Origin of the sequence: Alistipes sp. cv1, from assembly GCF_900240235.1 — a bacterium.
Taxonomy (GTDB): domain Bacteria; phylum Bacteroidota; class Bacteroidia; order Bacteroidales; family Rikenellaceae; genus Alistipes_A; species Alistipes_A hominis.
On the sequence record NZ_OEPW01000001.1, the window covers coordinates 323,681 to 349,168 of the forward strand.

A 25,488-nucleotide genomic window follows, 5' to 3' on the forward strand; every position below is an offset into this window, starting at 1 on the left:
TCGACACCACATTTTTTCATAATGCAGTTTTAGCAGTCAAATAGGAAAAGCGCCCGCCGGTTTCCCGGCGGGCGCTCTGTTTCCGGAAAAGAAGACCGGACTACGATTTATTTTTCAACAGATCCCGTATTTCGGTAAGCAATTGAATGTCGGCGGGAGGGGCCGCAGGAGCCGCCTCTTCCTTCTTTTGCGTATGGAAGCGGTTAAGCAATTTGACCATCAGGAAAATAGAGAACGCGATGATGATAAAATCGAGCGTCGTCTGTAAAAAAGTGCCGTAATTGATCGCTACGGCGGGAGTCACCTCCTTGCCGGCCTCGGAAAAGACGGCCGCTTTCAGCGGAATTTTCAATTCGGTAAAGTTTACCCCGCCGATCAACAGCCCGATCGGCGGCATGATGATGTCCGCCACCAACGACGACACGATCTTGCCGAATGCGCCGCCGATAATGATACCGACCGCCATATCGACTACGTTGCCGCGCATGGCAAACTGTTTGAACTCTTCTAAGATCTTAATTTTCATAATCGTTCTTTATATTAAGTTATACAACGGTATCCATACGAAGGTCTGCCGCCTCCGGAAAGCCCTACAGCGAAACGGCGTTCCCCGTCCGGTCGCTTTCGAAAACAGCATCCAGGATCTTCATGTCGGTCAGCATTTCCGCATGCGTGACGGCCGGTTCGTCCCCTTCGCGCAGGACGCGGTAGACATTGTCGTAGAACCGCATGTAATTCCCCGGAACGGTCGGATACCTGCAACGTCCGCTGTCGTTATGCAGAACGCCCCACTGCCGTTCGTCCTCGACGATCCAGACTCCGTCGTCCGGCGTCGCATTTTCGTATCGAAGCGCATTCTCTTGCGGGTCGGTTCCGTATTTTACATACGATCCCGCCGTACCGTGCACGGCGAACCGCGGAGCCTCTTCACGCACCAGCATACTCGCGCGCAACGAAACTTTCAACTCCGGATAAAGCAATTCGACGAAACTGTAATCGTCGATCCGGCTGCCGTCGCGCAGCCTGCCCAGCGTAGCCCATACGCCGCGCGGTTTGCCGAACAGGGCCACCGCCTGATCGCAGAGGTGCGAACCGAGATTGTAGGTGATCCCTACCCTTGTCTCGCCCGGATCCTCTTTCCAAACCGACTCGGCCAGAAACGGCCGGTAACGCTGGAAAGACGACTGTAGTTCGACGACACGCCCCAGCGCTCCGGTTTCGAGCACCTGCCGTACCGTCAGAAAGTCGTTGTCCCAGCGGCGATTCTGGTACACCGTCAGCATAAGTCCCTTCCGTTCGGCCAGTTCGACCAGGGATTCGGCTTCGGCACAGGTCGTCACGAACGGTTTTTCGACCACGACGTGTTTACCTGCCTCGAGGGCGCGGCGACAAAAATCGAAGTGGGTGGCGTCCGGCGTATTGACGACGACCAGTTCGACGTCCTGTTCCAACAGTTCCCCGAACGAGGCGACCGAGCGGACGTCCGGATAATTTGCGAACGCTTTTTTCGTCCGGCGTTCGACGACGGCCGTCAGTTCGAAACCGGGATTGGCGTGGATGAACGGGGCGTGGAACACCTGCCCCGAAAGGCCGAAACCTGCAATACCTGTTTTGATTCGCATTCTTAGGATGATTGATCGTTTAACACTCTGCAATATACGGGCCGAATCGTCACTCCTGTCGGTTCTCCACGCGCCGGATGATATTACGCATACCCAGGCAGGCCAAGCCGAAATAGACCGCCGTCAATACCCACAGCGTGCACCACTGCACGGAAACCTCGGATAGCGTGGCCCCCATCGTCTGGATTCGCACGAACCCGTCCACGCCGCTGCTACTCGGCACCACCTTCCCGATCGCGTAAAGCCATTCGGGCATACACTCTTTCGGAATCGAAGCCCCGCTGAGCATCAGGAACGGAATCGAAGTAAACAACAGCAACAGCAACGAATTCTCGCGGTAACGGAACAACGTGGATAGAGCGATACCGAGAAAGATGCACGACAGCATGTACGGCAGCAGGAACAGCATCACCGTTCCCCACGACCCGTTCATCGGATAACCGAAGATCCGGTAGTGAACGCCCAGCACATAGAGCAGCGTCAGGCAGTACACCGACAGGTAGGCGACCGTTTTACCGGAAACCATCGGCAGCACGGCCAGCCGTTTTTCGCCGGCGGGTATCAGCGTCCGGTACAGTTTCAGCTCGCGCCACGTTCCGCCGACCATGCCGATCCCGATCAGCAGCGTCTGCTGGATGATGACCATGATGATGGCCGGCATGATAAAAGTCGCATAACCGCCGGACGGATTGTACAGGTTCTTTACGGAGATCGTCACCGGATTGCTCAGCGCTTCGGCCTGTTTCGGCTGGGCGCCTTTCGAAACGAACCGCACCCACTCCACGTTGCCGTTCGAATGGAGCACGCTGTTCGTGACGTCGAAAAACACCTGCCGGTACATCAGAAAGTAACTGGCGTCGGCATAGATCGCCAGATTCACCTTTTCGGCCCGCTGCAGCTTTTTTTCGTAATCCGACGGAATCACGATCACTCCGTTGACCTTGCGCTGGTAAAACAGCTTTTTCGCCTCTTCGAGACTGGTCGGCTTATAAGCCACGCGCAGGTTCGGCGTCGCATCGAACGAACGGATTATCTGACGGCTCGACGGGGTCTGGCTGTTATCGACGATTGCGATCGGAATGTCGCGCAGCACCTCGTTCTTATAGGCGAACGAATAGGCCGTCGAATAGATCAGGATCGCTCCGACCACGACCAGCAGCACCCCGCCGTCGTGAAAAATATAATGGTATTCGTGACGCAGGATATCGACGAACTCCCGGTATTTTATTTTGAATTTCGATAAACCCATGACTACAACCTCCCCCAGTATTTTTCATCGGTGCAGATCCGCTTCAACCGCGGCAGCAGGACGACCGGCAGCAGGATGAAAACGGACATGTATCCGAGGTAGTTAATGGTATAGACGGGCGGAGCGCCCCGCATCGCCTGGTCGATGAAGATGTCCACGTAATAGGTCAACGGAAAAACATAACCGATGATCCGTACCGGAAGATCCATCGCCAGGAACGGGAACGTAAGCCCCGAAAAGGTGAACGCCAGCACCGAATACCCTCCGCCGATCGACAGCGACAGCCGCAGGTTGCTCAACAAAGCGCTGATCGCCACGCCGATCGCCTGATAGGCCAGCACGAAGACCAGGCCCGACGCGAACAGCAGCGGAACGCTGCCGTTCAGCGGAACGCCGACGAATTTGAACAGAATGGTATTCATCAGCATACAAAGAGCGAAGAAAATGATCGTATACGGAGTCAGCTTGCCGGCCAGCGCGACGAGCGCATTGTCTCCCGCGGTCGACAGCCATTGCCGCGCCGTGCCGTTCTTCAGTTCCACCCCGATGGTAAATACCGTCGATATCAGCGTAAATATCAACAACATGACCGGCAGAAAAACCGGCAGCAAGTAGTATGTGTAATTGACATAAGGATTGAACAGGACGTGCTTTTCGAAATAGATCGGCATCATCTGCTCGTAGGCTTCCTTTTCGGACAATCCTTTTTTCATCAGCGTCTGGATCTGTATCCCGGAAGAAAAGGTCGTAACGGTCGTCTGGATATCTTTGTTCAGCATACCGTTCTTGGCGAGGTTCAGGTCGTTGATATAAGCCACGACTCCGGTCTGCGTATTGCTGTACACGTTCTTTTCCAGATCGCGGGGGATAAAGACGATCGCATCGATCGTACCCTCCTTCATCATCCGTTCGCCCTCGTCCATACCGGCAATCCGGTAGGCCACCTTCGCCGACGGCGTAGCGTCGATCATCCGGACGAGTTGACGCGACAGCGGCGTATTGTCCTGATCGAGCACGGCTACCGGCATGTCGTGCGGCACTCCGCTGCGGAACAGCACGACGAAGAACAGGAACGACAGGATCGGCAGCCCCACCGAAAGCCTGTAAAAGACCTTGTGGTTGCCGAACGTCCGGACTTCCCGGACAAATACCCGCCAGAATGCTCTGATATATTCCATTTTTTCCGAAATTTGAAACCGCATCTCCGCCGGACGGAAACGCGAACGGCCGCCGGAAATCCGTCGCTCCGGCAACCTTTGATTTACCGGATTTCGTCCCAGTTCACCGTGACGGTCATCCCCGGACGCAAACCGTCGACTTTAGCTACGGGGCGCGCCTTGACCTCGAACGTGCGGATATCGAAATCGCCTTTGGTCCGAGTGGCCGACCAGGTCGCATATTCGGCTTGCACGGCGATATAATCGACCTTTAGCTCGATCGCTCCGCCCAGTCCCGGAACGTAGGCTTTCAGCACCGACCCGATCCTGATTTTCGGCAACAGATCCTCTTTGATATTAAAAGTAATCCACAGATCGTTCATATCCAGCAACGTAATCACCGGATAGCCCGACCCGATCAGTTCGCCTTTTTCGGCGATCACCGACGACACCTCGCCGTCGATCGGCGAATACTGCATCGCATCGGAAATATAGGACTCCACTTCGGAAACGGCTCCCGAAGCCTGGTCGACCAGCGCGGCGGCGGCCTCCCGGTCTTCGCGGCGGGCGCCCTCGACCGCCATGTCGTACTGCGCTTTAGCGGCCGATTCGGTCGTCTGCATCGCTTTCAGGTTCGCCAGCGCTTCGTCGTATTTTTGGGCGGGAACGACTCCCGACTCGTATAGATTTTTCACCCGGTCGAAACTTTTCTGGGCCAGTTCGACCCCCGCCTGCGCTTTTTTCCACATATTCAGCGCTCCCTCGATCTCCTGGATGCGGGCGCCCCGGCTGGCCTTGGCGCTCTGCGCGCCGGCCGCGTTGCGGGCCGCCTCGGCCTGACGCAATTTAGCTTCGACTTCCGGCGTACTGAGCACGAACAGCAGCTCTCCCTTTTTCACCTGTTGTCCCTCTTTCACGTCCATCTGCTCGATACGTCCGGCCAACTTGGACGAGATCTTGATGCTCTTCACTTCGACCTCGCCCTGAATCAGCGTAGGCACGGGCTTGATCGCGAACCAGCAGATCAGCGAAACGGTCACGATCACGACCACGATCCCGATGGTCAATCCGATGACATTACTCTTTTTCATACGATTATCATTTTTACGTTTTTTCTCGGCATTTTTTCAAATACACAGGCCCTTCATCAGTTCGATTCGTCCTCGAACCGGATCGGCATGGCGGCCGACCGTTTGGCATAATCGGAAAACGCCTCGCTGATTCCGGCCGCTTCCAGCAGCCGCGCCAGCATCAGGTCGTAATAATAGGCCGCCTGCAACCGCTCGATCTTGATCTTGGCCAGGTTCAACCGAGCGTCCACGACGTCCGACGACGGAGCCGCCCCCTCCTTGAAAGCCTCGTCCTTGATCCGCAGGTATTCCGTCGCAAAACGATACGAAGCGTCCACCGAAGGGAGTTGCTGCGAATAAGTGACCATTTCGTTGTACAGTTTGTCGATCAGCGTCAACATGTTGTTGTGCGCCTGCTCGCCGACCGCCTCGGCCTGGCGGATCTGCCAGCGCGCCGCGCTGAACTTATACTCGCGGTGCAGACCGTCGAAGATCTTGAACGATACGCCGGCCCCGACGGCCCATTTCGGCATGATCGACGACACCTGGTAATTATACAGCGAAGCGATACCCATCAGCGCCACCTGGGGAGCGAACTCGGAACGCTGCAATCGCATATTCTCGGTCGCAAGGCGTTTCGCGTACGATACCTGCCGCAACAGCGGGTTCCGGTCGAGAGCGCACTGCTTGAAATAATCCGCCCCTTCGATATCGCTGAGGATAAACATATCGCTGGCGGGAGCGACGGATTCCTCGCTGTTGAGCGTGCTGCCCAATGCGCTTTTCAGGGTTTCGACGGTTTTCTGCGCCTTCAGGTATTCCCGTTCGGCCTCGGCGGTATGCACCTCCGCATAGAGCCGCTCGCCCTTGGCGATGATCCCGTTGTTTTCCAGCGCGACCGCATCCGACAAATGGTGGCGCATTCCGTCGAGCACCTGCTTGCGCACTTCGACCACCTGCATCGCAAGGGCGAGTCCGTAATAACGTTCGGTAAGTTCCGACACCAGCCCGTTACGCGCCTGCGTCTCTTTCTGCGCCGCATTTTCGACCTTGATCTTCGCCGCGTTGTTCGCCGCGTTGATCTTACCGCCGGTATAGACCGGAACGGTGATGTTGGCCGCGACGGTTCCGAAACTGCGATCCTGCAGTTTCATCGCCCAATCCTTTGCCAGCAAAGCCTGGGCCTGCTGCAAAACGGCCGGAGGAAGCAGTCCTTCCGGCAAACTGCCGAGGATTCCGCCGACCGGCCCTTTCAGGTCGTTCATGCCGACCGACATGTCGTCGCCCATATAAACATAAGTACCGGTAACGCTCGCCTGCGGCAGTCTCAGTCCGTAAGCCGCTTTCCGCTCCCGCAGAGCCGCTTCCTGTTCATAGGAAGCCGCCTTCAGCTCCGGATTCCGCGTCAGGGTCATCTCCAACGCCTGATCGTAAGTCAACGATTTCGCATCCTGCCCGCAGACTGCCGTCGCAAGCCCGGTAGCAATACTAACCGCTATCCAAAAATTCCTCATACTCCTTGACTGTTATTGAATGGCACTCAATGATATAGCCGTTATCTTTTCGATCAGTCTCCGCTGATCGCCGGTCTCGTCCCCGAAACCGAACTTATACCGCGAAGCAAGGTACTGCATGGGGATTCCGACCAATGCAATATACAAATCTTCAACGGATGTATCGTCACGCAAAACATTATTTTTTCGCCCCACCGCAATCAGCGTATCCCCGATGCTCCGGATCCGTTCCCGGATATCCGGATTGATCTCCACCGAAAAGTCGTTCAGCAGCATGATCAGAAACTTATGTTTCGGGCGGTTAGTCGCAGCGCTCTCGATGATGAACTCCACGATCCCGCGCACGATTTTCCGGATGTCGTTCGTCTCGTCGGCCAACGCATAGATCCGGTCGGTGATCGTCCTGAGCGCATCTTCGAGCAGGTCGTTGATCAGATCGACCTTCCCCGGATAATGACGGTACAGATAACCCACCGAAACGCCGGCCCGTTCGGCGATCGACGCCACGGAACTGTTCAGAATCCCGTGTTCGCTGATGATCTCCACGGAAGCCTCCCGGATCCGATCCAGTTTGGTCATATCCATTTTCTTGGCCATTCCTTTCCGTCCTCGTTAAATAATGAATGAACATTCATTTGTTCGGACTGCAAATATCCAAAACTATTTTGAAAATTCCAACCGAAAATTCTCTCTCAGCCGACATTTTCGATCGTAACGCTTGGATTATACGCTAAAAAGATTTAATTTTATTATTAGTAACGATGTGCGGCACCAATCATGCCGCATATTGTCGAATACACCTAAACCTAAAACTTATTCGTATGAGACTACGCGTTTCCGGGACGACACTCCTCGCCGTGTTTGTTATCCTGCTTTTCGGCTCCTTTTCGGCTTTGGCCCCGGAGCCCGATTTCGGCGGTTCGGTAATCAACTATTTCCAGACCATCGGGAAAACCCCGCAGGAAAAACTGTATCTCCACCTGGATAAGCCCTACTACGGAGCGGGAGAAGAGATATGGTTCCGGGGATACCTGCTGAACGCCATCACGCACATGGACAACAGCCCGAGCAACTACATATACGTGGAACTGACCGACCGCGGCGATTCGGTGCTGCAACGGTTCAAATTCAGGCGCGACTCGCTGGGATTCCGGGGAAGCATCCCGCTGCCGGCCGACCTGCCGGCCGGAGAGTATTACCTGAGGGGATACACCAGTTGGATGCAGAATACCGATCCGGCATTTTTCTACCGACACGGCCTGCAAATCGGCAATTCCATCGTCACCGATATCCTTTCGGAAGTGACCGAACGCCCGGCGCCGGACAACGGAGGCACCCTGCGTATCCGCTTTTTCAACGCTGCGGGCGGCGTGCATTCCGGAATCAAAGTATCGTACGACGTATCGGGCAAAGACCTGAAAACCGTAACGGGGCAGCAAACGACCGACGACAAGGGAGTCCTGACCGTTCAGAACCTGAAACTCTCGCCGGGCAACATGCGCATCGCCGTCAAATTCGAAGACGAAACGCTGGATTATTCGAATACGTTCAACATCAACAATGCTCCGGAAAACGAATACGCCGTATCGTTTTTCCCCGAAGGGGGCAGTCTGCTGAACGGCATAACCCAGCACGTAGCTTTCAAAGCGCAGGCCGCGACCGGATTCTCCCTACCGGTAACCGGTTTCGTAACGAACGCCCAGGGCGACACGCTAACGTCGTTCGCCACCGAACACGACGGCATGGGTACGCTGATGCTGACTCCGGAAGCCGGGCAGCGATACACCGCCGAAACCCGGTCGGAGAAAGGCATCGTCAAACGTTTTCCGCTGCCCGAAGTACGTAGCGACGGAATGGGACTCCAAATGGCTTTCCGCAACGGGGCTATCTTTTACAATGTGCAGAAGGCCGCCGAAGCCGTTTGGCCGGACTCCCTGTTCCTGATCGCGCACCTGCGCGGAGACATCCGGCTGATGCTCCCGCTGAGCGCGGAAAAAACGTCCGGCAAGCTGAGCGGGGACGCCTTCCCGGACGGAATCGTCCATTTCCTGCTGGCGGACGAAAGCGGAACGCCGATCAGCGAGAGGCTGCTATTCGTCCGCCATCCGGACGCCGTGGAATGGAACGTCGCGACCGACAAGCCGAAATACGGCAAACGGGAACCGGTACGGATGGAAATTTCGCTGGCCGATCTGGGCGGACAACCCGCCGAAGGAGAATTCTCGATGAGCATCACCGACAATCATACCGTCTATCCGGATTCGCTCGGGGACAACATCCTGTCGAATATCCTGCTGACCTCCGACCTGAAAGGGTACATCGAAAACCCCGGCTACTATTTCAACGGCCCGTACACGCCCGCCGTCCAACGCCACCTGGATCTGGTCATGCTGACCCACGGCTGGCGGAGGTTCCGGATCGAAAACCTGACCCAGACACCGCAATTCGAAGCGAAATACTTTATCGAAGCCGGACAGGCCGTATCCGGACAGGTGAAAAATGCGTTCGGCAAGGGAGCCTCCGACGCCTCGATCGTCGCCTATTCGCCCGACTGTTTTATGATGAAACGGGCCGACGAGAACGGACGTTTCCTGATCGACAGCATCCAGTTCAGCGACACCGTATCGCTGATCCTGCAGGCGACCACCCGTAAAGGGGGATCGGGCGTGGATATCCTTGTCGATCCCGAAACGTTCCCCGAGGCCGACAGTATGCCTTTCCCATACGGCAAAGACAACCTGGCCGGCATCGGCAAGTACCTGGCCAACGTCCGCGACAAATATTACAACAGCGGCGGGATGCGGGTCATTCAGTTGAAAGAGGTAATCGTGGAAGCGAAGCAAAAGCAACGGAATTTCTACGCAACGATGGCCGAAAAGACAATTACCAGCGACCAAGTGCCCGTAAACATGCAGAGCCGCCTGGTGACGGACTATCTAAGTACCGTGCCCGGTATTCGGAAACTGTCGGAAGCCAAACTGAGCATCCGGGGAAGCGATATAGAACCGCTGATCCTAATCGACGAAGTACCCTACTACGATAACGACGTATTGACGCGGATATACATGAACGAAGTGAGTTCGATCAGCATTATCAAAGGGGGAAGCGCATCGTTTTTCGGGATCAAGGGCGCAGGAGGCGTTATCAGTATCATGCGTAAAGACGGATCGGAACCCATCGCCGACCTGCCGGCTCCGGGCGTAGCGTTCATCAAACCGCTCGGCTGCCGCACGATCGCCGATTTCTACAATCCGGTCTATGAAACGCCGGAACAAAAGGCCGCATCCAGCCCCGACCTGCGTACGACGATCTACTGGAATCCCTCGCTTCGATTCGACGGAACGGGCAAGGCTTCGGTGCTGTTCTACACCTCGGACGATCCCGAATCGTATCGGATCAACATCGAAGGCGTCACCAAGGAGGGATATGTCGCTCGTTACTCGGCCGATATGGAACAATAATCCCGGTTTCCCAACGTATCAGAGCGGCCCGGTCTCGACATGAGACCGGGCCGCTTTATTCTTATCCGCAAGGACGTTATAACCGGATATGCGCGTTGGCCAGCATCGCTTCCGCCGCCAGATCCCCGATCACGGAGACTTCGATCCCCGCTTCCTCCAACACCGCGGCGCCGCGGCACTGTACGAAATGATCGGGCTCATGGACGGCGAACACGACCCGCGCCATCTTATGAGCCGTAATCAATGCGCTGCATGACAGCGGTTTCGACTTTCGGGTGGAACACGGCTCCATCGAACTGTACATCACGCCGCCTTTCAGGGAAACGCCGGCCTTTTCGGCTTTCAGAATGGCCTCTTCCTCCGCATGGTTATCGGCGGCCGTTTCGCGGCTGTATCCGGTAAATACCTGCCCGGCGGCGGTCACAGCCACCGCGCCGACCGAATAAGCCGAATCCGAACGGGGACAGTCAAACGCCAGAGCGACGGCCTGCCGCAGCCGGAAATAATCGGTTCCCCGCCGACTCAACGAATAGTCCGTCACGCTCATATCGCCGACCTGCCTAACCTGCAACACCTCCATGCGGCGATCCTTGCCGAACGGAAACGCGCCGGCCCGCACGAAACGGGGCGCACCGGACTCCCCGACGAAAAACGGCGCCACGGCGATCCGCAATAGATCGACCCGGTTCCAGGTCAAAAACAGCGTCATCAGCCGGCTTCCGCCTTCCAGAAAAAGGGAACGAATCCCCATCGTTTCCAAAACGCCGACAATTTCCTCCGCAGTCACGGGAACCCCGACCCGAACGACCGTCGCGACCCGTCCGAGCCGTTCCAGTTTTTCGCCCGGCGCGTCCCCCGCGGCGATTACGACTTTATCGCCCGCCCCCGTCGAGAAAAAACGGGATTCCGAATCCAGATCTCCGCTGCGGGTAACGGTCACCTTCACCGGATCGGGACTCATCCCGAGCGACACCCGCCGATGCCGCAGGGAAGGATCTTTCAACAGCAACGAAGGATCGTCGCGGCGGACGGTCTCCGCCCCGACCATAACGGCATCGCAACCGGCTCGTAAACGATACACCTCTTGCCAGTCGGCCGGATGCGAAAGCACCAGGCGTCCGGGCGAAGTATCGTCCGTATAACCGTCTGCGGAGAGCGCTGCGGAAGCTTGAACAATCATGTATTTTGGAATGGATGTTTCGACAAAGATGACGTTATTTTTTAAAACGAACAAATTTCATTAAATTTGCACTCGACAGGAACATTAAATACGTCCGGGCTGAAAATATTTCCGGGAAAAAACCGTTATTGATGCAACAAAACCGAACCACTGCGCATCTATTTGAAAGATCGGAGTATTAGCCTGCAATTTGGTGACCGAGAAAGAGCTGATAAAACGCTGTTGTAAGAATGATCCGCGAGCACAGCAGGAACTGTATGAAAAGTATGCACCCAAAATGTACGGTGTATGCTTGCGTTATGCCTGCAACAAAGAGATCGCACAGGATCTAATGCACGACGGCTTTATCACGGTCTTTTCGAAGATAAGCAGTTTCCGCGGGGAAGGCTCGTTCGAAGGATGGCTCCGCCGCATATTCGTCAATACGGCGTTGGGATATCTGCGTAAAACCGATATCGTCGGCCACGCGGCTGAAATAGAGACGGCCGGGCAATTCGGCAGCGCCGAAGCAACCGCCGTGGAACAGATGACCGAAGCGGAACTGCTGCGCTGCATCGCCAAGCTCCCGGACGGCTACCGAGCCGTGCTGAACCTCTTTGCCATCGAAGGATATTCGCACAAAGAGATCGCCGCTATGCTGAACATCAGCGAAGGAACGTCCCGGTCGCAATATTTAAGGGCCAAAGTTTTTTTACAGAAATTACTTCAGAAAGAAGAGATTATATAAAACCATGAAGAGCGATTCGCTGGAAGACGCCTTGAAAAAGAGATTGCAGGATTATACGCCTGCACAGTCCGTACCGTCGTGGCAGCAGATGCAACGACGGATGCAGCTCCATGCGAACGCCCATCCGGAACTGGAAATCCGTCCGAAGCGCAACCTGGGAAGACGTCTCGGATACGGGACGGCCGCCGCTCTGCTGCTGATCGCCGCAGGCATCGGGGTCTACCGGTCGGGACTCCCGTCTCTGCAGGATATCCCGGAACAAACATACACGGCGAGCGGCGGGGACAAGGCGCAACTCCCCGCCCCTGCGAAAGGGAACGATCCGGTGCTGGCCAAACTACTGCAATCGGCCGCCAAAATCGAGGTTATCACCCCGCAGGCCGACGGAAGCGCGACGACCGTACTGGCCGCGAATACCGATTCGCATTCGGGAGCCTCCGATATGCGGAAGACGGCCGCTCCCGAACCCGCGAGCGAAACAACCGTGTCCGACCGGCAAGCATCGCCGCAGAACGAAACGGCGGCCAAAACGGTCGCTCCGAAACGTCTCGCCGATCACAGCCGCCTGTTCGACACGCCGGATCCCCAAAAACGCCGTCCGCGCCACGGATGGATCGCTTCGGCTTTCGCGAACGCTTCGACATTCTCGTCGGCCGCTTCCGGAAGCGGTCCGACTCCGGCGCGACTCACGTCGCTGCTCGACGGAAACAGCAGTTTCGCCTATACGAAAGGGGGAGTTCCGGAATTCGGCCGGGGCAACATGGATCACAAGTTCCCTGTTTCGGTGGGACTGAACGTGCGCAAGTACCTGGCGCCGCGACTGGGTATCGAAACGGGGCTGGTATACTCCTACCTGAGTTCGCAGGCCGAGATCGAGGGCGCTTTCAGTTACCGCTACTCGCAAAAAGTGCACTACCTGGGAATTCCGCTGTCGCTGACCTACTCGGTACTGGACAACAAACGTTTCGACATTTATTTCATCGGCGGTTTTATGGCGGAGAAAGCCATTGCCGCACGGGGCACTACGAAAATTTACGACGGTTCGACGCTGGTCTCCTCGGTTACGGATAAACTGTCGGCCAAAGGGCTGTTCTGGTCGGCCCACCTGGGAACCGGGGTCAGCTATAACTTCGCGGATCATTTCGGACTTTTCGTCCAGCCGGAAATCAGCTACTATTTCCGCAATGACCGCCAGCCGCTCTCCTATCGCACCGAAAACCGTTGGAATGTCAACCTGCGAATGGGTCTGCGGTACAATTTCTAACCGGACCGCACGTTTTTACGCTCTCCGAAGCAACGTTTGACAATCCCCTTTCATCTACTTTACAGAACACCGTCCGAAACGACATTGCCCGGACAGGTGCCATATCGAACGAATAGCTAACAAAACAACTTATTTATTCATGAACAAATTTCTGAAAATAACCATGCTGGCGGCCATTCCGCTGTGGGGACTCACTTCGTGTTTGGACGATAACAAATACGCCTATTTCCACCCCAACGAAAGTTGGGGAACGATTGTCGGCACTCCGGAGAATTTCAAAATAGAGACCGACAACGGCAACACGCTCCGGGTAACCGAGAACCTCGACCCGTCTTTCCCCGTGGAAGATAGCCTACGGGTAGTCGCTACGTTCACGCCGCTCGAACAGACGGGCGAGAATAGCTTCGACATCCGGGTAAACGCCATGAAAAAACTGCTGACGAAAATGCCGGTCTACCTGTCGGAACTGACTCCGGACGAAATCGACAGCCTCGGGACGGATCCGATCGACATCGAAAACGCCTGGTTCGGAGCGGGAGAGTACCTGAACATCGAGTTCATCATTTTCGTAAACGATCCGCAGAAAGCCCACTTCCTGAACCTGGTAGTCGACGAGGAAAAATCGACGCCCGAAGAGGTATTCGTCACACTGCGCCACAACGCATTCAAGGACGAAACGCGGCAGAAAGGCTGGGGACGCGTCAGCTTCGACATCGCCGGGCTCGTTCCGGCCGGCAAGGACCAGATCAAAGTCACTCTGCAATGGACCGGATACAGCGGAGTTCCGGACAGCGCGTCGGGTATTTTCAAACCCCGGGAGCAAAACTCGTCGTTCTCCGTAACGCGCCCGGCCGGAAGCAACGATGTCCGTACCAAATCCGTAACCATCCGATAGTTCGAACGGCCGATCTTCTTTCAATAAGCTCAGACCACTGTTTCAAATAATTTCTTCACAACCGGAAGGGGGCGTAACCAATGGTTACGCCCCCTTTCTATTCGGATCGATCCGTGCCTATTTTTTCTTCGGCGACGGCTTCTCGGCGACCGGAGCCGGAGCCTGCTGCGCACTCTCCTTCTTCTGATTGAGGAACTGTACGACGGCATACTTCGCGGCGGCGATCGTCTCGCGGTTTACCTTCTCGATTACGTTACCGCGGGCGATATCGTCGCTGTTGATGTAACCCTCCAAGATCAGCAACTGAACGATCATATTGTTGATATTCGTCTCCTCGCTATAACCCTCGGCAATATATAGCGTACCCACTTTCGCCGCAAACTCCTCGGCAAAGTCGGGGTAATTCGGGAAACTCATCAGCTCCTCGAATGTTTCGCTGAAACTCGACAGTTCGATATTCAGGTTCGGATTGACCAGCAGCGGACTGAACTCCCTGTGCTTGTCCGACGGGCGGAAGTTCACCAGGTTGCTGATATCCACCTTCTTGTTCCGGTTGTCGATTCGGCGCAGATCGGCTTTGCGCATGTTTTCGAGCTGGTACAGGTAGAAGTTGTAACGCCACAGTTCCGAACTGTTCATCTCTCCGTTGAAAATATGACGGTATTTCTCGTTGATCAGCTTCTTGACCTTGATCTTGCCCTCGTTGATCTCCGGCTTGTTGACGCGCACTTCCTGGATCAGTTGCTTCAGAGCGGCGGCGGCTTTCTGTGGCCCGGTGATCTCGCGCCCCTTTTTGCCGATTTCGGTCGAAAGAACGCCGCACTGGATCTCGCGCGCCTTGCCCTTGCCGTCTTTGCCTCCGCGCAGACAGAGAATCAGATTCTCGACGCATTCGACCTGCCCTTCCTCGGAAATGAACGGCTGTCCGCCCGGCGTGCTCGCCAGCGAGTCGAACATCGAACTGAAGATCTTCCGGTCGATCACGACGTCGGTATAGATCTTTTCGTTATCGCTTTCGTAAACGGCCGTTGCAATAAACCGATTCTGGATCATATCGAACGATACGTCCTCGATCAGGTAACTGATGCCGTCGCGCACGAATCTGCGGTTGACGAAGATCATTTTCACCACTTCGGTTACGTCGATCTTATCCAGCAGCTTGAACGACGAAGCCAGGTAATACTGCTTGTCGGACGGATTGTAGTCCCAGTCCAGGATATCGTCCAAGTAGTTGCCGTGACGCGAAATCACTTCGACGATTCCCTTATCGGCCGTATAGCGCTTCAACGTACGCTGGAAGTTCGGACCGTCGCCGCTGGTCGCTTTCTCTTTCCGTTCGCCGTGGGCGTCGGTATAGAGCAGGAACGTTTCCGGATTGTCGGCGCGCGTAATACCGCCCTCTTCTTTCGAATAGTTGCTCGCACTGAGCATGATGTCGATCTTGAACGGCATCGTGATGTCGCACATGCCGCCCACCGTGCTGCGGGCGTTGCGGTCTTCCACATTGCTGTCGGCGCTGTTTTCGAACAGGTACTTGTAATACTTGATATAATCGGGGTCGAAGTCGGTCGTCCGCGAGAAATCGCCCACCTCGGTTCCGATCCCGTACAGATTGCCTTCGGCATCCTGGAACTCGTGGAACATATCCCCGGCGATCATCTTCACCGAACGGATACCTTCGAGGTTGTTGCGCAGCCACTTGAGTACGAAAGCCGCGATCATCTCGCTCTTGCCGACTCCGCTGTCGCCGTCGATCTCGACCACGAACACGCTGCCGTCGTTCTCTTCGACCAAGAACAGCGAACCGTGGCGAGGAACGCCGCCGATTTCCTTGACCTTCTCGTTGATGACCGTCAGACGCGGCTTTTTCACGTCGCCGAAGTAGTCGGCTTCCGATTTCAACGGCGTCACGATCGTCTTGATATTGCCGGCCGGCCCTTTGATATCGAAATACCCGATCTGCGGGAACGAGATCAGCTTTTCGGGAGCGCCCAGCAGCGAAATTACGTCCGGCACGAAATTCTTGATATCTTTCAGGCTGATATCTTCCGTATAATTCAACCGGAAGTTATCGGTCAGGTACTTCATGTATCCCTTCTGGAAAATCACCAGTTCCTTGACGATCCCGTGCTTCACTACTTTACAACGGTAGTCGTCCGAGTCCATGTTGGCGACGAAACGGGCCAGACGGTTCGTAAAGAACGACGAATCCGGCCGGGTGTCGATGTGCTTGATATATTCGGTCGGGGTTTCGGCGAGCGTTCCGGCATTCTCCTTGCGGCTCACCACGCGATCTACCTTGTGGAACGGATACTCGCGCTTCTTCGCATCGGTCACGATCCGGGTATGTTCCTGAACGGGCTGTTCGGACGAAATCACGCCGCATTTGATCATCAGTTCGTTGATCCACCCGATCTTGCCGTTTTCAAAAGACTCCAGCGATTTGTTGTCCATCTCGAATCCTTTGTACAGCGAGATACCGTGCTGCACCATCTCGTTGACGCTCGAATTCTGCTTCTTGAACGCCGTTTCGACGATACGCACCATCGTGTGGGCATAACGGTTGTAATAGTCCGTACCGCGGGTACGCTTGATCATGCTGATGTAAAACCGCACTACGCGGCGCGAAACGGCATAAATCTCGCTCTCGGCGATCTTGATGTCTTTCTTGCGCATGATGTAGTTGCTCAACTCTTCCAACTCCATCGGCAGGATGCTCGAAACGAACTCTTCGGTAAACATCTTGAGTTCGGAATCGTCGCAGTTGCTGATCTTGTCGTCGAAATATTTCAGCTTCTTGCAAACCAGCTTGTAGAACGAATTGTCGTTGTTCAGCAGATACAGGTACAGGATCTTGTCGGTAATTCCCGGCGATTTGGCGATCCCGGCGGCCACGCTGTCGGTAATGTAACCGATGCACTTCTGCGAAATCCGCAGCGACTTGAATTCGGGCAGGTCGCGCAGGTTCTGCATGAACTCGTCCACCCAGATATTCAGGTTCAGTTCCGAAAGCTTAATTCCGGTAATCTCCTCGAAACACTCCCCGGCTACGCGGATGATCTCCTTGCGGCTCGGTTCGAGACTCTCCTTCTCGAACGGCAGGTTGAAGTGCAGCAGGATTTCGCGGATATACTTTTTCAGGATCGAATTCAGTCCTTCCAGCTTGGCTTTGTCGAGTTCGGGGTTCCCGGTCGCGTTGATCGCCAGGATTTTCATCTTGCTATCCGAGAACAGCAGGTTCTCCATCTCGATCAGGATCTCGCGCATCACGTTCTTCTCCTCGGGATTATCCAGCACGTGGTGATTCGGCTGGAAAGTCCGCTTGTTGGTGATATACTTCAGGATCACAGCCTTGCCGTAACGCGAGCTGACCGTATTGAAATCGAGGTCGGCCAGCGCCGGAACCCGCTTGTACACCTGCGCCAACAAGTTTTCATAGACCTTCGTGAAGGCCGGGCTTTTGATGAATTCGAACACGTCCTTGCAACTGCCGACGATATCGCCGTGCAGTTCGATCACCGAATTGGCCGAGCGACCGATCGTCGTGATCGTCACGCCGCTGCGTTCGGGCGAAGTATGGTACAGCGATCGTACGTCGCGGATCTGCAACGACGGCGCTTTGTCCTTTTTGTATTTGCCCGACAGTTTGTAATCCGCAATCACGCTGTCGATAAAGTCCTGATCCTTCGCATAACCGAAAACGCCCTGCAACAAATCGGCCGTTTCGACCTCCTTGTTGGCAACATCGTTGCGGGCATCGGCGAACCGGATCCAATACTTGATGAAAATGGAGAACGCATCCTCGATCTCGGCGGTAAACACCTTCATCCCCTCCTTCCCGGCCGAAATGTAACCGCCCAGCGAAAAGCGTACTACGCCGGTCGGATACGGAACCGTAGCGATCCCCCGGTAACGGGCCAGCGACTGGCAGAATAACAGGATGTCGGCATAGCTGAACTTGCCGCGAATACGGAAATTGAACAGATAAGAACCGTCCGATTTGATATAATTCAGGTATTTGCCTTCCGCGGTGCCGTCCAGTAGCCGCGAAGCGACCGACAGGGCCATCTTCAGCCGCGTCAACGACTCCTTGCGGAAATTCTTGTTGACACGGAAACGGTTCAGGTTTTCGACCAGGCGCGACTGGTAGTACATGAAGAACGGCTCGTTATGGTACTTGAAGTCGTCGGGCAAGCCCAGCACGTCGAGCTTATCGAGCGAAACCAGTTCGTCGAGCAGGAACAGGTACAGCGGCGATCCTTCGAATCCGGCCGTCTTGTGCAACTGGCGGTTGGTTTTGCTGATCTCGTTGTTCTGCTCGGTTTTGCCGATCTGGTCGACGATGAATTTGACGATCGTCTTCTTGATCTTCGACCGAGACGCGTTTTTCGGCAGTTCGGCTTCGACGCGGTCCTTGATACTTTTGGCGACCTGGGCCGTTTCGAGCGTATTGTTCAACATCAGCAACGAATTGTTGTTGCCGTGCGCAGCGCTGTTGCAACTGCGGGCGTATTTCGCGAAATCGGCAGCCTGCGGCGTCAGCGCGATGGCTCCGAGACGTTCGCCGGTCGCCGCCAGGTTTTTGGTCGTCGACAGCGACGAAATCGCCTTGATTCGCGACTGCGCGTTGATATTGTTCATGATGTAGCGCGAAATCGTCCGCCACTTGGGCATCGTGGTATCTTCGATCTTCACGCTTTCGGCATACGCCTCGTCGAGGAACAGCGTGATCTTGCAACTGTTCAGGAAACGCAGGAAGTTATTGACCGACTCGGTATTAAAATCGGTATAACCGGTCGGATTGTTCGGGTCGTTGATAATGATCGTAGTATTCTCGCAGAACAGATCCCACAGGCTGCCGCTGTCGTCGAACAGCGCCAGCGTCGATTTGATCCGCGACAGGCGGTCGATCAGCCGATCGTAAGCCAGGCGGCCGTCTGCGTCGTTCTCGATCTCGATGTCGAACGGATTGACGTCGAAACAGTCGTCCGGCAGCAGATCCTTATACTCCCAAGCCTGTACGCCGTTGTAAATGATATAGGGTTTCGGACGGCCGTTCGGATTGAACAACAGGTCGCGGATAATCATCTGCACCGAATCCGATACCGAAGTCTGATCCATATTGCCGAGCGCCGACAGGAAATTCTTGACGATATCCTTGTCGTCGTCGCTCAATGCGAAATATTTGTCGCGAATCCCCAAATCGATCAGGAATTTTTCGAAACGCCCCTTGTTGTCGGCGTCCTTGCCCACCTTGGTCAGGTACTCCTGATACTTTTCGAGGAACAAGTTGATTCCGAAATTCTTATGGAAATGGTTCTTGAGGGTGCGTTCGTAACAGCTCGGAATAACGTCCAGGATCAACTGGCAGGCGTAACGGATCTTGCTGCTGAGGTTATTGAACGTCCGGCTGCGCAGATAATCGCCGAAAGTCTTGATCTGGTGGCGTCCGCCTCCTTCGAGAATCGTGATGACGTCGATCAGCTTATTGCCGGCGTAAAAATAGTTCCGCATCCGGCCTTCGAACTCGTCGATCAGTTCCTGCGTCTGGATCTTCTTATTCTCCTGCTTGTGGCAGTTTTCGAGGAAGAAAATGAAATCGCGCAGTTTCTCAAGCGAATACTTGTCTTGTACGACCTGGCGCGAAAAGGCGTCGAGTTTGAACAGCGTAATCCGCTTTTCGACGTCGGCGTCGTCGCCGGTTTGCTCGACCAGCAGCGACTTGATCTCGCGGCCGTACTCCTCGATTTGCACCTCGAGTTTCTCGCGGAACTCCATCAGGAACGAAGGATTCACGTTCTCAAGGATCAACCGTAGGTTCAACTGCGTATTGGCCGGGGAACCCAGCTTTTTGGTGTGTACTTTATTCAGCGTATTGATAATCCCGTTGTGAAAACAGAAAACCAGCGAAGTGTTCGAACTGCGCGACTCCTTCGAATCGTCGACGATCACCAGACGGGTCAGCAGCGGGAACCACTTCGGCCCGGAATAGTGGTTGATCCGGGCATGCTTCACCTTTACCACGAAAATCGACGTGGTGTCGACCGTCATCCGGTCGTACAGATCCTCCGGCGCGGGACTTTCGAGCACCACGACGGCATCCTTGTTGAACACGTCGCCCCTGAGCAGCGACACGGCTTTGTCGGCATTGCCCGAAACGACCGTGCGGATCATGCCGTTCATCCCCTTGAAATTCACGGCCCACTGGCTGCGGTGCAAAAAGTCGTTGATCTCGGCTTTGGTCGTATAGTGGGTGCTCTGGCTGATCATCTGCTCGAGCGTGTCCATCAGGTAATTCCAGTGCGCCTCGTTGATATCGCCCGTCACGCCGATCACGTCGCGGTATTTACGCAGATCGCGGACATGGCCGCCCAATTGCACCTGCGACATGAAGTCGATGTGGAAACTGTTGATCGGAGGCGTTCCGACCGAGAGGTCGTGCGTATCGCGGATGTTCCGCAGCACGTTTTTGACTTCGGTGGTGGTACCGTCGGTATCGAGCAGGGCGTTGATTTTTTTGACGAATTTGCCGCGGCGGTTACTCAGTTCGAACGCTTTCGAATTGCTGTGCGGAATGAGCATCAGCGAAACGTCCGTATAACCCGGAATATCCTCCCTGAACTTCAACAGGTAACGGTTGATCTCGGCCTGCTGTTTGGCCGGATCGTCGGGCTCCTCCATGCAAAGGCTCACGAAACTCGTGAGGTTGTCAAAAATGTGGCGCGGCAGGAAAATCTCCGCCCTCGGCCCCAGCGATTCATAAAGATTCAAGAGCTGCAATGCTTCGTTGCTCAAAAATGCTTTCGGTTCACCTACAATTTTCATCTTTCCGATTCTATTCGTTTTATGCCGTTCGTTCCCGGCGATCTGCTATCACTCTGATTACTAAATGCCTCGACATCCGCGTAAAAGACATATTTTCACCGTGCCAAAGATAGGTATTTAAATTGACATTTGAAATAAATGTTTAAAAAATATTTTATTTGTATAAAAACACACAAATTTAAATAAAAAATAACACGCTTACGGACAAAACCGGAAGCGTGTTATTCGGAAAATAAAGTTCGAATTGTAGGAACGCGTTCCTACAATTCGAACCGGAAAAGTTGGGCTGTTATCAAATTGTAATCCCGTTCGAGCTGCAACTGCATCTGGCGGCTCTGGTACAGCACGCCGATCTCGGTAATATACTCGATCACCGTGATCTGTCCGGCATCCAGCGCTTTGTTCAGCATCGACAGGTTATTCTGCGCCTGCAACACCGACTCCATCGACCGCATCGATTCCCGCAGCGTAACGGCCTGGTCGTACAACTGCCGGAGCTCCGACGCCGCATTCAGCCGAACGCTTTCCAGTTGAGCGGATGACGAAGCCGCCTGGGCGCGCGCGGCCTTCACCTTGTTCTTGTTCTCGAAAAGCGGAATCGACATTCCCACCTTGAACCCTTTGAAACGTCCTTCCCCGCCGAAATCGTGCCGATAACCCATTTCGAACTTCGGCAGCGACAGCGAACGGTTCAGCGATACGCTTTGCTTATCGACCGACACCTGCTGCTGCAGGCTTTGCACTTGCGGATTTTGCTCCATATACAGCGCGCTCAGTTGTTCGAATGCAGGCAAACTCTCCACGGTCGGATAGACCAGACCGGAAAACCGGTCGCTTTCGGTTCCGGTCAGCGTAGCCAATTGCTGACATTTGGCCAGCAGTTCGGCTTCATTGAGGTTATACTCGGTTTTCGCGGAGATCAGCTCGACTCCGATCTTATTACATTCCAGAATATTGGCTTCTCCGATTGCAAACTTCCGACGGTAAGCGGAATCCAGCCGTTCGGCATTGACGACCCGTTCGGACAAAAACTCCTTCATCCGGTTCAGGTGGACGATCTGGATGCACAACGTCTTAGCGTCCAGCAACAACTGCTGACGCAACGCGGCGCCTTCCGTATCGTAATACGACGAACGAAGTTTCGCAATCTTGTTGCGCGATGCGTAAGCCGACGGAAAATCGAAAGCCTGCATCACCGTCAACTCGGAATTACGGATCCGTTCGGCCCCGCCCCACAGGCTTTCGAACTCGACGCTCGGATTGGCGAGGTACTTGCCGGTCTGGGCTTCCATCTTCTGGGCGGCGGTCAGTTCGCGCTGGGCTTTCAGTTCCTTGCTCGCGGCTTCGACCTCGCGCAATACGTCGTCAACGCTGCGCTGACCGTAAGCCGTCCCCGCAAACAGGGCGGCCGCAAATATCAGGATGCATTTCATACGTTGCTGTTTTTACGGTTAATAATCAGGTAAACTGCCGGAACGATAAACCCGTTCAACAGCGTCGAACTCAGCAGGCCGCCCAGAATCACCTTGGCCATCGGACTCTGAATTTCGTTACCGGGCAAGTCGCCGCCGAGCGCCAGCGGAATCAGCGCCAGCGCCGACGACAGCGCCGTCATCAGGATCGGGTTCAGCCGGTCGAGCGATCCGTTCACCACGCTGTCGTGCAACGACATGCCCTCGCTGCGCAGTTGATTGTAATGCGATACAAGGAGTATGCCGTTGCGCGTCGCAATGCCGAACAGCGAAATGAAGCCGATAATCGCCGGGATGCTGACCTCCCCGCTGGTCAGCCAGATGCTAACGATCCCGCCGATCAGCGCCAGCGGCAGATTCAGCATGATGATGCCCGACACCGACAGGCTGCGGAACTCCTGGAACAGCAGCAAAAAGATAATGAGCAGCGAAATGATCGACATAAGCGACAGCACCCGCGACGCGGCCTGCTCGCTCTCGAACTGGCCGCCGTATTCGATATGGTATCCTTCGGGCAGATCGACCTTCTCCCGGATCATTTCCTGGATATCGCCCACCACGCTATGCAGGTCGCGGTCGGCCACGTTGGCCGATACGACGATCTTGCGCTGTGCGTTCTCGCGGCTGATCGCATTCGGCCCCGAGGTCGATACGATATCGGCCACGTAACTGAGCGGCACTTTACCGGACGTCCCGTCGATCGTCAGATTCCCGATACGCTCCATGTCGGATCGATCGGCATCGTCCATCTTGACCGTTACGTCGAACGAACGCCCCTGGTCGTAGACCTGCGAAACGACTTCGCCGCCCAGCGCCACCTCGATGAATCGTGAAAACTCGGGCAGCGGAATGCCGTATTTGGCGAGCATTTCGCGTTTCGGGCGGATCTGCAACTGCGGCCGCTCGACCTGCTGCTCGACGTTCAGGTCGGCTACGCCGGCGACGCCCGAAACGGCGCCTTTGACCTGATTTCCGAGCGAGAAAAGCCGGTTCAGGTCGGGCCCGAACAGTTTGATCGCGATATTGGCCCTCGTGCCGGACAGCATCGCGTCGATCCGATGCGAAATCGGCTGGCCGATTTCGATATTGACGCCTTTCAGCACGCCGAGCCGAGCCCGCACGTCGGAGAGAAACTCCTGACGCGAACGCTCGTCCAGTTCGAACGGAGCCTCCATTTCCGAAACATTCACGCCGAGCGCGTGTTCGTCCAGTTCGGCGCGCCCGGTTTTGCGGGCGACCGTCTGTATTTCGGGGATTTCGAGCAGGATACGTTCCACCTCGCGCCCGATCTTATCGGACTCTTCGAGCGAAATGCCGGGCATCGTAGAGGTATTGATCGTCAGCGAACCTTCGTTGAACGGCGGTAGGAAATTCCGTCCCAGGCTGAAAAATACGACCAGCGAAGCGACGAACAGCGCGACGGTCGAACCGATTACGAGCCGTTTATGCGAAAGCACCCATTCGAGCGCCTTTTTGTAAATTCGTTTCAGGAAACGGGAAACGATCGGTTCTTTCTGGCTGCGTTGCAACACCCGATCGCCGGTCAGCAGGTAACTGCACAGCACCGGCGTCAGCGTCACGGCGACGACCATCGACGCGAACAGCGCCACGATGAACGAAATCCCGAGCGGACGCAACATGCGTCCTTCGAGCCCGCCGAGGAAAAACAACGGCACGAAAGCCACGATCGTAATGATCGTCGCATTGACGACCGACGTACGGATTTCTTTCGAAGCCTCGTAGACGACCGTAAGCGTCGGAAGCCGTTCCTCTTTCGGTTTCAAAAAGTTCTGTCGGAGTCGCTTGAATACGTTCTCGACGTCGATGATCGCATCGTCGACCAGCGAGCCGATCGCAATGGCCATACCGCCGAGGCTCATCGTATTGATCGTAAGCCCCATCGCCTTCAGCGCCAGCACCGACACCAGCAACGACAGCGGCAGCGCGATCAGCGATATGACCGTCGTGCGGAAATTCATCAGGAAGACGAACAGCACGATCACGACGAAAATAGCCCCCTCGAACAGCGCTTTCTGAATGTTGTCCACCGAACTTTCGATGAACCGCGACTGCCGGAAAATGTCGGTCGAAACATGCACGTCCGGCGGCAGAGTGCGCTGGATTTCGGCGAGCGTCCGATCGAGTTTGTCGGTCAGTTCGAGCGTATTGGTATTCGGTTGTTTGGTCACGGTCATCAGAACGGCCGGTTTGCCGCGCTCCGAAGCGACGCCCAGCCGCGGCGATTTCGCTCCGATTTTCACATCCGCAACGTTTTCGAGCAGCACCGGAATGCCGTCCGTCGTCTTAACGACGGCTTTCCCCAACTCCTGCTCGTCGGCCGTGGAAAGCACCCCGCGGATGATGTATTCGTTGCCGTACTGGTTCAGGATACCGCCGCTGGAATTGCGGCTCAGGTCGGCCACCACGTCGAGCACCTGTTGCATCGAAACGTCGTAATGGCGCATCCGCGCCGGGTCGAGCAGCACCTGGTACTCCTTGATGTCGCCGCCGATCACCGTTACCTGGGCGACGCCGCCGGTAGCCAGCAGCCGCGGGCGGATCACCCAATCGGCCAGCGTCCGCAGTTCCTGTAACGAAGTGGTATCGGCCGTCAGTCCGACGATCAGCAGTTCGCCGAGGATCGACGACTGCGGCCCGAGCGTCGGCGTGCCGACGTTCTGCGGCAGCGTCTCGCTGAGCGTAGCCAGCTTTTCGGAAACGATCTGGCGCGCCCGGTAAATATTGGTTCCCCAGTCGAACTCGACCCAGACGACCGAAAATCCGGTCGTCGACGACGAACGCACGCGGCGCACGTCGGTCGCTCCGTTGACGGCCGTTTCGATCGGGAACGTCACGGTGCGTTCGACCTCTTCGGCGGCCATTCCGTTCGCCTCGGTCATCACGACCACGGTCGGCGCATTCAAGTCGGGAAAAACGTTGACCTCCATATGGCGGGCGGTAAACGTGCCCACGGCCAGCAGCACGACGCCCGCAATCATCACCAACAGCCTGTTGTGCAATGAAAAGTTTATGATTTTATTCAGCATGACGC

At 55.5% G+C, this 25,488-nt stretch carries 15 protein-coding genes; 4 read left to right on the forward strand and 11 right to left on the reverse strand.

Features of this window, described 5'->3' with window-relative positions; all coding sequences use genetic code 11:
- Positions 1–100: 100 nt before the first annotated feature.
- From mscL to C1A08_RS01415, 7 genes are all read right to left on the reverse strand, one after another.
- Entirely contained in the window at positions 101–526 is a 426-nt protein-coding gene (gene mscL / locus C1A08_RS01385; RefSeq protein ID WP_055203836.1) for a large-conductance mechanosensitive channel protein MscL, read from the reverse strand.
- A 64-nt stretch (positions 527–590) separates the two neighbouring features.
- Positions 591–1,622 carry a Gfo/Idh/MocA family oxidoreductase gene (locus C1A08_RS01390; RefSeq protein WP_101570872.1) on the reverse strand — a complete coding sequence of 344 codons (1,032 nt, stop codon included), beginning with the start codon at positions 1,620–1,622 and terminating at the stop codon, positions 591–593.
- A gap of 49 nt (positions 1,623–1,671) precedes the next feature.
- A complete protein-coding gene (locus C1A08_RS01395) occupies positions 1,672–2,871 on the reverse strand; it encodes an ABC transporter permease (RefSeq protein WP_101570875.1) in 1,200 nt (399 codons plus the stop codon).
- Between the two features lie 2 nt (positions 2,872–2,873).
- A complete protein-coding gene (locus tag C1A08_RS01400) occupies positions 2,874–4,049 on the reverse strand; it encodes an ABC transporter permease (RefSeq protein ID WP_101571605.1) in 1,176 nt (391 codons plus the stop codon).
- 83 nt (positions 4,050–4,132) lie between these two features.
- Positions 4,133–5,119 (reverse strand): HlyD family secretion protein, encoded by a 987-nt coding sequence (locus C1A08_RS01405; protein ID WP_101570877.1) that lies wholly within the window; start codon positions 5,117–5,119, stop codon positions 4,133–4,135.
- A 56-nt stretch (positions 5,120–5,175) separates the two neighbouring features.
- A complete protein-coding gene (locus C1A08_RS01410) occupies positions 5,176–6,612 on the reverse strand; it encodes a TolC family protein (RefSeq protein ID WP_101570879.1) in 1,437 nt (478 codons plus the stop codon).
- Positions 6,613–6,624: 12 nt separating this feature from the next.
- Positions 6,625–7,209: a TetR/AcrR family transcriptional regulator gene (locus tag C1A08_RS01415; RefSeq protein ID WP_101570881.1), complete on the reverse strand. Its 585-nt coding sequence runs from the start codon at positions 7,207–7,209 to the stop codon at positions 6,625–6,627.
- Between the two features lie 224 nt (positions 7,210–7,433).
- Here C1A08_RS01415 and C1A08_RS01420 point away from each other — a divergent pair, with 224 nt between their 5' ends.
- On the forward strand, positions 7,434–10,073 hold the full coding sequence (locus tag C1A08_RS01420; protein ID WP_172970760.1) for a Plug domain-containing protein: 2,640 nt from the start codon (positions 7,434–7,436) through the stop codon (positions 10,071–10,073).
- A gap of 76 nt (positions 10,074–10,149) precedes the next feature.
- On the opposite strand, the gene C1A08_RS01425 is transcribed toward C1A08_RS01420, so the two are convergent.
- The gene (locus C1A08_RS01425) at positions 10,150–11,253 is read right to left on the reverse strand and encodes a dihydrofolate reductase family protein (protein ID WP_101570885.1); all 1,104 of its coding nucleotides are present in this window, start codon (positions 11,251–11,253) and stop codon (positions 10,150–10,152) included.
- 193 nt (positions 11,254–11,446) lie between these two features.
- Here C1A08_RS01425 and C1A08_RS01430 point away from each other — a divergent pair, with 193 nt between their 5' ends.
- The 3 genes from C1A08_RS01430 to C1A08_RS01440 all read left to right on the forward strand — a co-directional run bounded on the left by C1A08_RS01430 (position 11,447) and on the right by C1A08_RS01440 (position 14,139).
- Positions 11,447–11,980: an RNA polymerase sigma factor gene (locus C1A08_RS01430; RefSeq protein WP_101571607.1), complete on the forward strand. Its 534-nt coding sequence runs from the start codon at positions 11,447–11,449 to the stop codon at positions 11,978–11,980.
- A gap of 4 nt (positions 11,981–11,984) precedes the next feature.
- Positions 11,985–13,244, forward strand: coding sequence for a porin family protein (locus tag C1A08_RS01435; RefSeq protein ID WP_101570887.1), 1,260 nt, complete (start codon positions 11,985–11,987; stop codon positions 13,242–13,244).
- Positions 13,245–13,383: 139 nt separating this feature from the next.
- Positions 13,384–14,139 (forward strand): NigD1/NigD2 family lipoprotein, encoded by a 756-nt coding sequence (locus tag C1A08_RS01440; RefSeq protein ID WP_101570889.1) that lies wholly within the window; start codon positions 13,384–13,386, stop codon positions 14,137–14,139.
- 117 nt (positions 14,140–14,256) lie between these two features.
- Here the strand turns inward: C1A08_RS01440 and C1A08_RS01445 are convergent, their stop codons facing one another.
- From C1A08_RS01445 to C1A08_RS01455, 3 genes are all read right to left on the reverse strand, one after another.
- Complete coding sequence (locus tag C1A08_RS01445) at positions 14,257–20,964, reverse strand: aminotransferase class I/II-fold pyridoxal phosphate-dependent enzyme (protein ID WP_055203816.1); 6,708 nt, start codon at positions 20,962–20,964, stop codon at positions 14,257–14,259.
- A 260-nt stretch (positions 20,965–21,224) separates the two neighbouring features.
- The gene (locus C1A08_RS01450) at positions 21,225–22,397 is read right to left on the reverse strand and encodes a TolC family protein (RefSeq protein WP_055203814.1); all 1,173 of its coding nucleotides are present in this window, start codon (positions 22,395–22,397) and stop codon (positions 21,225–21,227) included.
- On the reverse strand, positions 22,394–25,483 hold the full coding sequence (locus C1A08_RS01455; RefSeq protein ID WP_101570891.1) for an efflux RND transporter permease subunit: 3,090 nt from the start codon (positions 25,481–25,483) through the stop codon (positions 22,394–22,396). Before C1A08_RS01455 ends, C1A08_RS01450 begins: the two co-directional genes overlap by 4 nt.
- Positions 25,484–25,488: the final 5 nt, after the last annotated feature.